We start from the raw sequence: 12,566 nt of genomic DNA on the forward strand, positions 1-12,566 counted from the left end.
GCGATCAGAATCAGCTCATTCAGGAAAGAAGATGTCTCTGGCAAAGAAAGATTTCACCCACATCCCCTCTCACCCGTCAGTCAGACCATGAATCGTCAGCTGTTTGTTTCTCTGGATGGCCCCAAAGGTGCCGGTAAAACGACCCTGCTGGAAGCGATCACGGCACGGTTAAGGGCAGACAACCGAAAGGTGATCCGGCTTTGCGAGAAAAAAAGCGATCCTGACAGAGCGCAGACCATGGCGCTGGTTAACCGGCTCGCCAGAGATCCCTCTCTGGATCTGGAACGGGAAGTTTGTGAGCGCTTAGCGGCCAGCCGGGCGTGGATTTCCCGCAACGTGCTGACCCGCCAGCCGCCCGACAGCATTATCCTGATGGATCGCTGGTATCCCTCCGACGCGGCCTTTCGCCGGCGGATCCCGTTTGCAGAGATTTTGCAGATGAACCACGCGCAGGACGTGCGCATACCGGACCTGCATGTCGGCGTGGTCACGGCGCCTGAGATTTCATGGTCACGGGCCGCAGCACGCTCCCGCGGGCTGGGAAGCACGGTCCTTCACAGGCTGGAAGAGCATGCCGAATGCACGCGGGCGTTCGAGCGTGAAATTGCCCGCACCGGCTGGGTTTTATGCCGTAATGAAGGCTCGCTGGATGAAGCCGCCATGCAGGTCACGGCTGAGATAATCAGAGTGATTTAATCTGAAATCCTTATCGCCTGCTGGCAAGGCGGTAAAGAGAATAGCGACCTCTGCCCGCGAAATTTGTCTGAAATCAATCTTCGTCAGGTTACCGCTGGCACTGCGATCCTGCTTTCCCTTATAAAATTCCTTTATTTTTCTATAGGGCACAGGGAATTGCGCTACGCATCACTACCTTTTAATCATAATGAACCGGGCTGGCCTGCGGGCGGGCACGCTTATGCGCCGCAACCGGCTCTGCGAGGCGATATCACGGCAGACTGGGTTATCGTCGGCGCGGGGTTCGCCGGTGTCGCTTTTGCGCGCCGCCTGGCAGAAATTAAACCCGAGCTGAAAATCGTTATCGTCGATGCCTTTACCACAAGGGAGAGCGCATCGGCGCGCAACTCAGGGTTTGTTATCGGACTGCCCCACAATATTGGCAGCTCCACGGCGGAGTTAAAAAAGGCACATGCTTACCGGAATCTGCTCCAGGAAGGCATCCGGCAGCTGGAGCAGGAGATTTCGCAGCATAACCTTCAATGCGACTGGCAGAAGGTGGGGAAATATCACTGTCAGGCGGAACGGGGCAACGATCGTATTTTAAATGAATACAGCCGCCATCTCGATCTCATGGGTGAACCCTGGACGCTGGCTTACAGCGATGAGTTGTACCATAAACTCGGTACCCGCTTTTACAGCAAAGGGATCTTCACGCCGGGCTGTGTGCTGGTTAATCCGGCGCAGCTGATTGCCGGCCTGCACCATCATTTACCGGAAAATGTTCAGCGCTTCGAAAATACACCCGTACTGGGGATTCGTACCGGCAGTCTGGCGGAGGTGGTGACCCCTTTTGGCACAATCAGAACAGCTCAGGTCATGCTGGCGACCAACGCGTTATCGCCAGAACTGCGCCCTGGCCTGGCCCGTCAGGCCGCTATGGCCACCTTCGCCAGCATCACCGAACCGCTGACAGACGCGCAACTGGCGACGCTGCCCCCGATGCAGAGCTGGGGCGTCACGCCGGTGAATGCCATTGCCGGTGCCACCTTTCGTTTCACCTCCGACCGCCGTTTTCTGATTCGCCAGCATGTTATTCCCGCGCTTCGGGGACAGGTCACTGCGGCACAAACCCATCAGGCGACGCAACACCATCAGCGCCTGTTCAGCAAACTCTATCCCACCCTGAAAAGCGTGAAGATCACTCATACCTGGTCCGGCACCCTGAGCGTCACACGCAACGGCGCACCGCAATGGGGTGCGTTGAACCGATTTATCTGCACGGCGGGCGGCTGTAACGGCGCGGGCGTATCGAAACAGACCGTGGCGGGCTCGCTGCTGGCTGACTTCATGCTGAAGCAGGATAACCCGCACCTTGCGGATATGCTGTCGCTGGGCCAGGCCAGTTTCATGCCGCCCTCGCCCGTGCTGGATATCGGCATTGCCCTTTCGCTGATGAAAGAGCGTTTCCTGGGACGTAAAGAGAAATGATCACAGCCCCGCTGAACGCCTGTGTCGCTGGCAGGATGGTGGTAAGCGTCACATAGGTACCGTGTTGACATCAGAGAATTGCGGCGCTTTTTAAAGTGTCAGCCAGGATTTTTTAAGTTCTTAACTCCTCTTTTTGTTATAAATGAGCCTGTCTGTAGCAATGGGGACCATATCAGGGATTCGGGGTAATAAGTGCTACTAAATCAATTAAATAAAGGTTTTTTTGATGAAAAAAATAATTCTTGTGCCGTCGAATCTGGGGCTAAACCCACTCTATGAAGGTCATATCCCGGGAACATTTCGTGCTCCTTCAGTCCTTATGCAGCACGGTCTGAATGAAATGTTTTCCGCCTACGACATCGTTACTGTCCCATGTCCTGACTACAGTCCTGAACCTGAACCGGGTACGGATATTCTGAATGGCCATAAACTCAGACATCTCAACCTGAAACTGGCAGATGAAGTTGAAGCTGCACATTGCTGTAATCTGCGACCTGTTGTTATCGGGGGTGACTGCGGCATACTCCCGGGTGCCTTACTTGGCAGCAGACGTAGGTTAGGAGATATTGCTCTTGTGCATATTGATGGCCACAGTGATTTCCGTCATCCTGGAAACTGGAATCGAGAACCGGGTGCCCGGCCGGGAGCGGCTGCAGGAATGGATCTTGCACTTGCAACCGGGCGGGGAGAACGGCTACTTACTGAATGGCCGGGAATTGAAGGACCACTGGTTACAGACGAAGCTGTAATTCAACTCGGGGAGCGCGAATCGTTCAATGAGGATTATGAATGGCCAGACATTGCCAGCACAGAAATCCTGCGTATTACTATTTTCGAGGCTTTAAAACTATCGGATAAGCAGCTTACTGACATGATCTCAGCGCGCCTTAATCGTTTTACTGCAATACCCTACTGGATCCACCTTGATTTGGATGCCCTGGACAGCTCGGAAATGGCGGCTGCAGATTGCCCCGGAACGCCAGGTTTTTCCTCTTCAAAACTCGTAAATATCTGCCGTGTGCTTTTCATGAGTACCCGCTGCTGTGGCATTACAGTTACGATTTATGATCCTGATCTTGACCCGGAAGGAACCACAGCGGTACTGGTGTCAGACATCGTAGGAAAGATAACCGGCGATATCTGCAAAAGTGTCATCTAAGCCGTATCGATTTAATAAGACACTACCTGACGGTTATTTTAAGACAGTGAAAAATCAAGAGATTCACCGGGGAGCTTATCGATAAGCATCTGAATTGATTGGGCTGAGAAAACTGAGGGTGATACAGTGAACACTACAGTGATTAAGCTTATTGTCAGCCCCCTCTCTGCTCATAGTTTTATAACCAACCCCTGAGCCTTCGGAACAGGCCTGGATAGTTTTCGATAATTCCTGCGTCGTCTATACATAACTCGGCGGTGAAATCACGGAAAACCCCTTCGTACCTGTACATGCGTTATCGATTTCTGCCCAGCCATTCCGGCAATATATATCCAGTGCATCCTACTGCTTCAGAGGATACCTTTCGCTATCCGGGAATGCGGGCAATGACCTTGATCTCAAAATCGAACCCCGCCAACCAGGTCACGCCGACAGCGGTCCAGTTGGGATAAGGCGGTTGCGGAAAGATGGACGCTTTGACCTGCATTATCGTCGCAAACTGATTTTCAGGATCGGTGTGAAATGTGGTGACGTCGATCAAATCATCAAAGGTGCATCCTGCCGCCGCCAGCGTCGCCGCCAGATTGTCAAATGCGAGGGCGACCTGGGCCGCGAAATCAGGTTCCGGCGTGCCGTCTGCCCGGCTGCCGACCTGACCGGAGACAAACAACAGATCGCCTGAGCGGATTGCCGCGGAATAGCCATGCTGCTGATAAAGTGCGTGCCGGTGAGCGGGAAAAATGGGTTCGCGCGTGATCATCGTGTTTCCTCGGGTTAGGGAATGAATGCAGGATGCGGCACAAACCGGAATGATTTAATATACGCCGCGTATGTCACATTAATAATACATACGCGCCGTATGTCAAATAATATACGCGGCGTATGTGAGCTGGAGGAGTTTATGGCAGCCAGTCGCGCTGAAACGATGGAAGCAAACCGTGCAAAACTGATCGCAGCAGCACGGAAAGCCTTTGCTGAAAAGGGCTTTGCCGGGGCCTCAATGGATGAACTGACGGCGAGCGTCGGGCTGACGCGCGGCGCGCTCTATCACAATTTTGGCGACAAAACAGGGCTGCTGGCAGCGGTGGTGGCGCAGGTCGATGGGGAAATGGCGCAGCGGGCTCAGGCGGCGGCCGCTTCGGTAACGGATGAGTGGGAAAGGCTGATCGCCGAAGGGATCGCCTACATTCGTCTGGCGATGGATGCCGAAGTCCAGCGCATCGTGTTGCGGGATGGCCCGGCTTTCCTGGGCGATCCTGCGCAGTGGCCCAGCCAGAACAGCTGCCTGGCGGCTACACGGGAACGTCTCGTCAGGCTGATTGAAAACGGTGCGGTTAAGCCGGTCGATGCCGACGCCGCCGCACATCTGCTTAACAGCAGCGCCCTCAATGCTGCACTCTGGGTTGCAGCCAGCAGCAACCCGGAAAAGGCGCTGCCAGAGATGCTTGAAGCCTTCACGCTACTGGCAGGCGGCCTGCGCCATCCGGCGGTTAAGACCTGAGGCGTTATCCGTCGTGACGCGAATCCTGCTCAGCGGCTGCCGCCCGTCGCTGAACAACGCGTTCCGGCGGGGATATTCAGGCTTGCGTCGGCTGCGGAATCAGGCCGCTCTCCTCATAGGTCGCCATCAGATGATCGAACAGGGTAATATTCTGCCGCGTGCGGGCAATTAACTGCGCACCGGCAACCGCGGTATAGATTGCCAGCGCACGCTGCGCGTTTTTTTGTGCGTCATCGGGCGTCATTTCATTCAGCACCTGATGTAACCATGCCACGTTCGCGTCGACGAAACACTGCACCTCATGCTTCACTTCTTCAGGCAAATCATCATATTCAGCCGCCATAAAGCTGGATAAACAGAGCCTGTTGGCGTCAGCCAGAGAACGCCGGAAAATTTGCGGATAGTGCTTCAGGGCTTCAGCGGGAGAGGCACTTTGATCCCGGATGGTCTGTAACGCCTGTGCAGTATCCTGCCAGTAGCGATTTGCCACAGCCGCGCCAAGGTCTGCCTTACTGGCGAAGTGATAATAGATACTGGCATTTTTGATGCCGACTTCGTCAGCAATGGTGCGGAAATTTATCCCGTTGTAACCATGATTCTGCGCAGCACGCTTTGCGGCTGCCAGGATGGCCTCACGCGCATTCAAGCTCATAACGCTGTTTTCCTCTGAAACGTGAGGAGGAAGTATAGGGAAAAAATTTTTACCTGCCAACTGGTAGACAGATGTTGACAGGCCGAATTTCCCTGGCCACAATTCACCTACCATTTGACAGGTAGGTAAATAAATCATGACTTCTTCAGACGCTATATCACACGTTTCAACTCAACCTTCGATGAAAATCTACGACTGGTATGACGGCCCCTATCCTGCCCGGGTCAGAATAGCCCTGGCGGAAAAAGGGCTGCTTTCTCAGGTCGAATTTATTCCGGTCAATCTCTGGAAAGGGGAACATAAAAAGGCGGATTTTTTAGCCATCAACTACTCAGGCACACTGCCGGTGTTAGAACTGAGTGATGGGACGCTGATCGCGGAGTGTACGGCAATCACGCAATATCTGGATCGGCAGGATCAACATCCCCTTCTGACGGGTGTGACCCCGCTGGAACAGGGGGTGATTCATATGATGACTAAACGGGCCGAGATTGAATTTCTGGATGCGGTAAGCGTCTATTTCCATCATGCCACCGCAGGTCTGGGACCCGAGGTTGAGCTTTATCAGAATCCGGAATGGGGTGCGAAGATGGGCGAAAAAGCGCTCAGGGGCATGCACTACTTTGACCGCGTTTTACGCTCACAGCCCTATGTGGCGGGCAACACCTTCTCAATGGCCGATATCGCCGTCACCGGTGGAATGATATTCGCCGCCCTGGTGAATCTGGCTATTCCGGAGGAGTGTGAGGCGCTGAAAGCGTGGTACCTGAAGATCCAGCAGCGTCCCAGCTATCAGCAGTGGCAGGCCATGGTAGACGCAGGCCGTCCCGGCGCAAAAGCGTAGTCCCGGGTCAGATCGTGGCGGGAGCGGTTTGTCTGAATGAAACCTTCCCGCTCGCTGCTGTAAAAATCCCCGGCGTTCGCCCGGGGATTGCTGACATTCTTAAGGTGTCATTCGCGCTGCGCGGCCCTGCCTGCTTCAGCCTGCCTGGCCGGTGTTACGCTCAAAGTGACTGTTCACAAAGGCGCGGCAGCGTGGCGAAATGGGATCGAGGAACACCTGTTCCGGCGAACCTGACTCCTCAATGATCCCCTGATGCAGAAACACCGCCTTGTTCGACACGTCTCGCGCAAAACCCATCTCATGCGTGACGATAATCATGGTGCGCCCCTCTTCCGCCAGGCCGCGGATCACCCGCAGGACTTCGCCCACCAGCTCCGGATCCAGCGCCGAGGTCGGCTCATCGAACAGAATCGCTTTCGGCTGCTGCGCCAGCGCCCGCGCAATGGCCACACGCTGCTGCTGTCCGCCGGAGAGCTGAGAGGGCCAGGCGTCGCGCTTTGCATACAGCCCGACCTTGTGCAGCAGCGCTTCCGCCTCTTCGACAGCCTCGCGGTGGCTGCGCTTCTGCACATGAACCGGGGCTTCAATAATGTTCTGCATCACGGTTTTATGCGGCCACAGATTAAAGCTCTGAAACACAAAGCCGAGCTGCATGCGCATCAGCTTAATGCGCCGACGCTGCTCCCGGTTCAGTTTTTCATCGGCATTATCCAGCGTGACGCTGACTTCGCCTACCGCTATCTCACCGGCCTGAGGCACTTCAAGAAACGGGATGCAGCGCAACAGCGTACTTTTGCCCGATCCGCTGGCTCCAATCAGCGAAATCACGTCGCCATCCTGGGCAGTCAGACTGATGTCGTGCAGCACTTCGTGTCCCGCATAACTCTTTCTGAGATGGCTCAGCATAATCGTGGGGGCCGTCATGAGCGTGCTCCAAAATAGTAAGGTGACAGGCGTCGTTCCAGCATTGATACGCCTTTGCTGACCAGCATGGTCAGTATCAGGTAGATCACCGCCGCGCTCAGGAATACCTCCAGCGCCCGGAACGTGGAAGAGACGATGGAATCCGCAATGCCGGTCATCTCCATCAGGCTGATGGTGCTGACCAGCGAGGTCGCTTTGATCATAGAGATGATTTCATTGCTGTAAGCCGGAAGCGCCTGACGGATCGCAATCGGCAGGGTGATGCGGGTAAAGATTTTGTACGACGACATGCCCGACACTCTGGCGGCTTCCAGTGACTGCGAGCTGACAGCCCGCAACCCGCCGCGCAGGATCTCCGAGGTATAGGCGGCATCATTGAGGATCAGCGCCAGCAAGCCGCACCAGTAAGGATCGCGCAGCAGCGGCCAGAACAGGCTCTCCCGCACCGCCGGTAAACTGCCGAGTCCGTAGTAGACCATAAAGATCTGGATCAGCAACGGCGTGCCGCGAAACAGCCAGACATAAAAGCGGCAGAACAGGCTGCCGACTCGCGTCATGCGCAGCAGATTAAGCAGCAGCGCCAGCACGCCCCCTCCCAGCAGCGACATCAGCGCCAGGTTGATGGTCAGCGGCAATCCCTTCAGCAGCGCCAGCAGCGTCTGCTGTAAAAAGTTGATATCCACGTGGACTCCCTAGCTTTTCACGCGCTGTTGACCGCGCATCGCAAATTTCTCCACGTAGCGGAACACCATATCGGAGCAGGTGGTAATAATCAGATAGATCACGGCACCCACGCTGTAGAAGAAAAAGGACATCTGGGTCGAGTTGGCCGCCGTTGAGACCTGATTCATGGTTTCAACCAGTCCGGTCACCGACACCAGCGCCGACTCTTTGATCACCGATTGCCACTGGTTGCCCATACCGGGCAGCGCCGTGCGCAGCGCCTGCGGGACGATAATGCGACGGAATATCATCAGTCGCCCCATCCCGGTGACGGTTGCCGCTTCCAGCGTTCCACCCGGAATAGCGTAGAAGGCCCCCCGGAATACGCCGCTCTGATAGGCACCCGAGATCAGCCCGATGGCAATCGCTCCCGCCACGAAACCGTTCACATCGAACGGCCCCTGCAAACCCAGCGCGGTACCGACGGCGGAAACCACCTGGCGTCCGCCGAAGTAGAACAGATAGATCACCAGCAGTTCCGGCACGCCACGAAACAGCGTGATGTAACCGGCTGCCAGCCGCTGCTGCCAGCGCGCACCGGCGATCTGCATCCAGCAGAGGACGCTGCCGAGCAGCGCACCCAGCAGCCAGGCGCAGAGTGAAACGCTGACAGTGACGGCGGCGGCGTTAAGCAGCACGCCGCCCCAGCCCTCGTCCCCAAAACCCAGCATCTGCCAGTCAATGTTCATCAGCATCCGCGGTTACGCTTTTGGCGCGACGTCTTCGCCAAACCACTTGATTGAGAGTTTGCTCAGCGTGCCATCTTTGATCATCGACTCCAGCGCCTGATTCAGCACCTGCTGCAGCTCGCTGTTGCCTTTGCGCAGGCCAATCGCCGAGCCCGCGCCCAGTACGCCACCCGAGAAGCCGTAGCCGCTGCTGCTGATCGCATCCGCATGCTTTTTCACAAAGGCGTTGAGGTTGGTGCGGGACGCCATTACCGCGTCAACGCGCCCGTTCATCAGGTCAGCAAAGGTTTCAGGGCCGGCCTGATAGGTCCGGATGGTGGCCACATCGCCGAGGTATTTCTGCAGGAAATCGGCCTGAATGGTGGCGACCTGTACCGCGATGGTCTTGCCTTTGAAGGTGGTTTTCAGATCGTCGATCGCTTTTTTCATGCCCGCGTCATCATCGGCCGTGACCACCGTGCCACTGCCTGGCAGCGTAGCCAGCGGGCTGTTTTTGGCGGTGACAAAGCTGGAGACGCTGACGGTGTACTGATGGGTGAAGTCAATCGCCTCAGCCCGTTTCGGCGTCACGGTCACCGCATCAACCACCGCGTCATATTTGCCGTCGATCAGGCCCGGGATCATGCCTGACCATTTCTGGGCAATGATTTCATATTTGAAACCTGCCCGCTTAGCCAGCTCCGCCACCATATCGGGCTCATAGCCGACGATTTTTCCGCTCGGGGTGGTCTGATTAAACGGCGGATAAGCCGCTTCGGTAGCAAACTTCAGGGTGCCAAAATCTTTTGCCTGGCTGAATGCAGACGTGGCAAGCAGGGCCACGGTCATAGAAGCCGTGAACAGACGGTTACGCATCATCATAAAACCTCATTTATTATTCGGAGAGTAAATCAATGGCAAGGCGGGTCAGCGCCTGCGTCCCGGCGGCAATACTGCGTTCATCCGGCTGATAGTCGGAGTTATGCAGGTGATCGTCACGGCCCGGGGTTGCCGAACCGATATGGATCTGACATCCCGGTACCCGTTCCGTAAACAGTGAAAAATCTTCGGCGCCAAAGCTGGCGCTCGGCTGAGCGATGATGGCTTTACCGAACTGATGAGACAAAATCTCTTCCAGGGCGTCAATCAGGCGATCGTCATTCATCAGGGGCGGAACACCCCGCTGGAAATTCACCTCAACCCGCACATTCTGCGCCAGCGCCACGCCTTCACACATCCGTTTAAACGAGGCTTCCATCGCAGCACGCACCTTCGGAGATTTGGTCCGGATGGTGCCCTGGAACAGGCAGCTGTCAGGAATGATGTTGTGGGTGGTGCCGCCCTCAATGTGTCCGATGGTTAACACGGCAGAGTGCGCCGGATCGCGTTCACGCGAAATGATGCTCTGTAACTGGCTGATGAGATGCACGGTGGCGATGATCGGATCGGTGCCCATGTGCGGACGCGCCGCGTGGGTCGAAACGCCCTGCACCGTGACATCAAACTCGTCACTGGAGGCGGTGCTGGCGCCGCGGGTCAGCGCAATCTCACCCGCGGTCAGTTCAGGCTTGTTATGCAGGGTTATCGCCCAGTCGACGCCGTCTGCTGCGCCATCGGCGATCATCGCTGCGGCACCGCTCTCAGGCGTCTCTTCTGCGGGCTGGAAGATCAGCCGGACGCGGCCTTTCAGTTGCTGTCGATAGTGCGGCAGGAGTGTGGCCACACCCAGCATCGTCGCGGTGTGAATATCGTGACCACAGGCGTGCATCCTGCCGGGATAGCGGCTGGCAAACGGCAGACCCGTCTGCTCATGGATGGGCAGCGCATCCATGTCGGCGCGCAACAGCAGCGTCTTTCCGGGCTCTGCACCCACAATATCCACAACAACGCCGCTGCGGCCGACGCCGGTTTGCGGGTCCAGCCCCTGAGCCCGCAGGTAGTCGGTCACCACCTGGGCGGTGCGCAGCGTATCAAATCCTAATTCCGGATGCGCATGGATATCACGGCGAATCGCAACCAACTGCGATTCAAGTTCATTGACTCTGGCTTTTATTTCCCCGGCCAGTCGTGCTTTTTCCTGATTCATAGCCGCCCCGGCAATAGCAGACCGGCATGCCTATGCCGGTCCTTATTTTTATTTCATCCTGATACAGGATGGTGATGACCATTTATTTATTCACAGCACGTGACAGAAAGCAACGCGTAATGCGCCTTCAGGAATTAATATAAATCAATAAGATAGAACTATTTATTGGAAAGCCGTATGAGTGAGTCGTGGATAAGTAATAATATTAATAATCCACTTCGCAACATTACTTTCCCTGATGTTAATTTATCCGTTCCGGCTTATCCGGATGCCGCATAAAAAAGAGTGAGAGTATTTCCGCTAATTTCTCCGGCTGTTCGTCGGGAATAAAGTGGCCACAGTTGAGAATACTTTCACTGTAAACCGGCTGCGCCACCGCGCGTAACGGTGTGGCCATATCCGGTATAGACCCCTGATCGGCACTGACTGCCAGCAGCGGTATCTCCAGTTTCCCTTTTTGCGCGCGCTGGCGATTCTGCTCTGCAGAGCGCTCAAACGAACGGTAGAAAGCCAGTCCGGCGCGCAGCGCGCCGGGCTGCTGGAAGATGCGCAGATATTCACGACGCGCCGCCGCATTAATATGATGCGGATTCGCGGCCTTACGGTTAAAAAACCACTCCAGGTAGATGGCCTCTCTGCCCGCAATCAGCGCTTCCGGCAGATCATTCAGGCCATGAAAGGCGAAGTGCCAGATTTTAGCGGCGTTTTCACCCGTGACAGGCAATGAATCCGGCAGGGTAACACCGGGTATGCCGCCATCCAGCAGCGCAAGAGAGCTGACCCTTTCCCTGAAGCCCGCCGCCAGCGCCCACGCGACCCAGGCACCAATATCATGCCCGACCAGATGAAAGCGCCGGATGCCCAGCTGATCCAGCAGCGCCACGATATGCTGCGCCACGCTGTCGGTGTCATAGCCATCGGGCGGGAAGTCTGAATCCCCCTGGCCAGGCAGGTCAGGTGCAATCACCTGAAAACGGCTCGCCAGACGAGGGATCACCTCCCGCCAGGCGAAGCTGCTCTGCGGAAAACCGGCGAGCAGCACCACGGTTTCTGCCTGCGCATGGCCTGCGCTAAGGTAGTGCAGCCGCTGTGAATCTGTTCGGACAAAATGGTGCTGATAGGGAGCAAAAGCGTGCATAAAACCTCCTGATAATAAGGAAACGATCATTTCCTTAATGAGCAAAAAAATTCAGTCGACAATTTTCAGCGCCAGCGGAATGATGCTGGCATCGGGCCGGGTGGCCGCTACTTTGCCCGCCACCCGTATGCCCAGCACCAGGCAGAGCAGCAGTGAGGCAGTGGCGTCACACTCCAGTGACGGGTTGACTGAGCCATCCTGCTGACCCAGTCGGATAAGCTGCTGCAGATTTTGCTGATTACGCAGCAGGGCGGCGCTGACCGCATCAGCCAGTTCCTCATCCAGGGTGTGCAGCTCAACGGCACTGACCGCGACCAGACAGCCGCGTTCACCTTCAACGTCGCGCACGGAATCGACATAAAAACGCAGCAGCGCCGCCAGCTTCTCCCGGCCCGTTTCACATTCGGCCAGCCGCGCGGCCAGACTGCTGTTCCGCAGTGAGAGATAGCGGGCAAAGACGGTTGCAAACAGCGTGCGCTTGTCGGTAAAGGCCTTATAGATGCTGCCGGTGGTCAGCTGCATCACCTGCCCGAGATCGCCGACTGATGTCGCGTGATACCCCTTCTGCCGGAACAGCAGCATCGCCCTGTCCAGTGCGGCATCCGTATCGAACGCCCGGGGTCGTCCCCGCTCGTGATGGGGGTTGTTATTCATCGTCGATTCCATTAGGAAATGATCATTTCCTTTAAGATAGCCGTTTTAACC

14 protein-coding genes are annotated in these 12,566 nt (G+C 56.2%); 5 read left to right on the forward strand and 9 right to left on the reverse strand.

Going from position 1 to position 12,566, the window contains the following annotated elements; genetic code table 11:
* Positions 1 to 9 precede the first annotated feature (9 nt).
* The 3 genes from FJW00_RS08630 to FJW00_RS08640 all read left to right on the forward strand — a co-directional run bounded on the left by FJW00_RS08630 (position 10) and on the right by FJW00_RS08640 (position 3,325).
* A complete protein-coding gene (locus FJW00_RS08630; protein ID WP_373682546.1) occupies positions 10 to 696 on the forward strand; it encodes a dTMP kinase in 687 nt (228 codons plus the stop codon).
* Between the two features lie 156 nt (positions 697 to 852).
* Positions 853 to 2,166 carry an NAD(P)/FAD-dependent oxidoreductase gene (locus FJW00_RS08635; protein ID WP_140923581.1) on the forward strand — a complete coding sequence of 438 codons (1,314 nt, stop codon included), beginning with the start codon at positions 853 to 855 and terminating at the stop codon, positions 2,164 to 2,166.
* 226 nt (positions 2,167 to 2,392) lie between these two features.
* Positions 2,393 to 3,325: an arginase family protein gene (locus FJW00_RS08640; RefSeq protein ID WP_140923583.1), complete on the forward strand. Its 933-nt coding sequence runs from the start codon at positions 2,393 to 2,395 to the stop codon at positions 3,323 to 3,325.
* 367 nt (positions 3,326 to 3,692) lie between these two features.
* Here FJW00_RS08640 and FJW00_RS08645 read toward each other — a convergent pair whose 3' ends face one another.
* Positions 3,693 to 4,085: a RidA family protein gene (locus tag FJW00_RS08645; RefSeq protein WP_046102853.1), complete on the reverse strand. Its 393-nt coding sequence runs from the start codon at positions 4,083 to 4,085 to the stop codon at positions 3,693 to 3,695.
* Between the two features lie 141 nt (positions 4,086 to 4,226).
* Here FJW00_RS08645 and FJW00_RS08650 point away from each other — a divergent pair, with 141 nt between their 5' ends.
* Positions 4,227 to 4,826 carry a TetR/AcrR family transcriptional regulator gene (locus FJW00_RS08650; protein ID WP_140923585.1) on the forward strand — a complete coding sequence of 200 codons (600 nt, stop codon included), beginning with the start codon at positions 4,227 to 4,229 and terminating at the stop codon, positions 4,824 to 4,826.
* A 76-nt stretch (positions 4,827 to 4,902) separates the two neighbouring features.
* Here FJW00_RS08650 and FJW00_RS08655 read toward each other — a convergent pair whose 3' ends face one another.
* Positions 4,903 to 5,478 (reverse strand): TetR/AcrR family transcriptional regulator, encoded by a 576-nt coding sequence (locus tag FJW00_RS08655; protein WP_140923588.1) that lies wholly within the window; start codon positions 5,476 to 5,478, stop codon positions 4,903 to 4,905.
* A 181-nt stretch (positions 5,479 to 5,659) separates the two neighbouring features.
* On the opposite strand from FJW00_RS08655, the gene FJW00_RS08660 reads away from it, so the two are divergent.
* A complete protein-coding gene (locus tag FJW00_RS08660; protein WP_140923590.1) occupies positions 5,660 to 6,322 on the forward strand; it encodes a glutathione S-transferase in 663 nt (220 codons plus the stop codon).
* A gap of 135 nt (positions 6,323 to 6,457) precedes the next feature.
* On the opposite strand, the gene FJW00_RS08665 is transcribed toward FJW00_RS08660, so the two are convergent.
* From FJW00_RS08665 to FJW00_RS08695, 7 genes are all read right to left on the reverse strand, one after another.
* Positions 6,458 to 7,246 (reverse strand): ABC transporter ATP-binding protein, encoded by a 789-nt coding sequence (locus tag FJW00_RS08665; protein ID WP_058957239.1) that lies wholly within the window; start codon positions 7,244 to 7,246, stop codon positions 6,458 to 6,460.
* Positions 7,243 to 7,929 carry an ABC transporter permease gene (locus tag FJW00_RS08670; protein ID WP_140923592.1) on the reverse strand — a complete coding sequence of 229 codons (687 nt, stop codon included), beginning with the start codon at positions 7,927 to 7,929 and terminating at the stop codon, positions 7,243 to 7,245. Before FJW00_RS08670 ends, FJW00_RS08665 begins: the two co-directional genes overlap by 4 nt.
* Before the next feature lie 9 nt (positions 7,930 to 7,938).
* A complete protein-coding gene (locus FJW00_RS08675) occupies positions 7,939 to 8,664 on the reverse strand; it encodes an ABC transporter permease (protein ID WP_181405367.1) in 726 nt (241 codons plus the stop codon).
* A gap of 6 nt (positions 8,665 to 8,670) precedes the next feature.
* Positions 8,671 to 9,519 (reverse strand): ABC transporter substrate-binding protein, encoded by an 849-nt coding sequence (locus FJW00_RS08680; protein WP_181405368.1) that lies wholly within the window; start codon positions 9,517 to 9,519, stop codon positions 8,671 to 8,673.
* Between the two features lie 13 nt (positions 9,520 to 9,532).
* Positions 9,533 to 10,723: a M20 metallopeptidase family protein gene (locus FJW00_RS08685; RefSeq protein ID WP_140923596.1), complete on the reverse strand. Its 1,191-nt coding sequence runs from the start codon at positions 10,721 to 10,723 to the stop codon at positions 9,533 to 9,535.
* Positions 10,724 to 10,964: 241 nt separating this feature from the next.
* Complete coding sequence (locus FJW00_RS08690) at positions 10,965 to 11,861, reverse strand: alpha/beta fold hydrolase (protein WP_140923599.1); 897 nt, start codon at positions 11,859 to 11,861, stop codon at positions 10,965 to 10,967.
* A 51-nt stretch (positions 11,862 to 11,912) separates the two neighbouring features.
* Entirely contained in the window at positions 11,913 to 12,527 is a 615-nt protein-coding gene (locus tag FJW00_RS08695; RefSeq protein ID WP_140923601.1) for a TetR/AcrR family transcriptional regulator, read from the reverse strand.
* Between the last annotated feature and the right edge of the window lie 39 nt (positions 12,528 to 12,566).

The sequence above is a fragment of the Pantoea anthophila genome, from assembly GCF_006494375.1.
GTDB lineage: Bacteria > Pseudomonadota > Gammaproteobacteria > Enterobacterales > Enterobacteriaceae > Pantoea > Pantoea anthophila.

What these genes read in the sequence shown, in the direction of transcription:
- FJW00_RS08680 (WP_181405368.1), bottom strand. Translation starts at nt 9,519, where the DNA reads ATGATGATGCGTAACCGTCTGTTCACGGCTTCTATGACCGTGGCCCTG.
- FJW00_RS08640 (WP_140923583.1), top strand. Translation starts at nt 2,393, where the DNA reads ATGAAAAAAATAATTCTTGTGCCGTCGAATCTGGGGCTAAACCCACTC.
- FJW00_RS08650 (WP_140923585.1), top strand. Translation starts at nt 4,227, where the DNA reads ATGGCAGCCAGTCGCGCTGAAACGATGGAAGCAAACCGTGCAAAACTG.
- FJW00_RS08690 (WP_140923599.1), bottom strand. Translation starts at nt 11,861, where the DNA reads ATGCACGCTTTTGCTCCCTATCAGCACCATTTTGTCCGAACAGATTCA.
- FJW00_RS08660 (WP_140923590.1), top strand. Translation starts at nt 5,660, where the DNA reads ATGAAAATCTACGACTGGTATGACGGCCCCTATCCTGCCCGGGTCAGA.
- FJW00_RS08685 (WP_140923596.1), bottom strand. Translation starts at nt 10,723, where the DNA reads ATGAATCAGGAAAAAGCACGACTGGCCGGGGAAATAAAAGCCAGAGTC.
- FJW00_RS08665 (WP_058957239.1), bottom strand. Translation starts at nt 7,246, where the DNA reads ATGACGGCCCCCACGATTATGCTGAGCCATCTCAGAAAGAGTTATGCG.
- FJW00_RS08675 (WP_181405367.1), bottom strand. Translation starts at nt 8,664, where the DNA reads ATGCTGATGAACATTGACTGGCAGATGCTGGGTTTTGGGGACGAGGGC.
- FJW00_RS08655 (WP_140923588.1), bottom strand. Translation starts at nt 5,478, where the DNA reads ATGAGCTTGAATGCGCGTGAGGCCATCCTGGCAGCCGCAAAGCGTGCT.
- FJW00_RS08695 (WP_140923601.1), bottom strand. Translation starts at nt 12,527, where the DNA reads ATGGAATCGACGATGAATAACAACCCCCATCACGAGCGGGGACGACCC.
- FJW00_RS08645 (WP_046102853.1), bottom strand. Translation starts at nt 4,085, where the DNA reads ATGATCACGCGCGAACCCATTTTTCCCGCTCACCGGCACGCACTTTAT.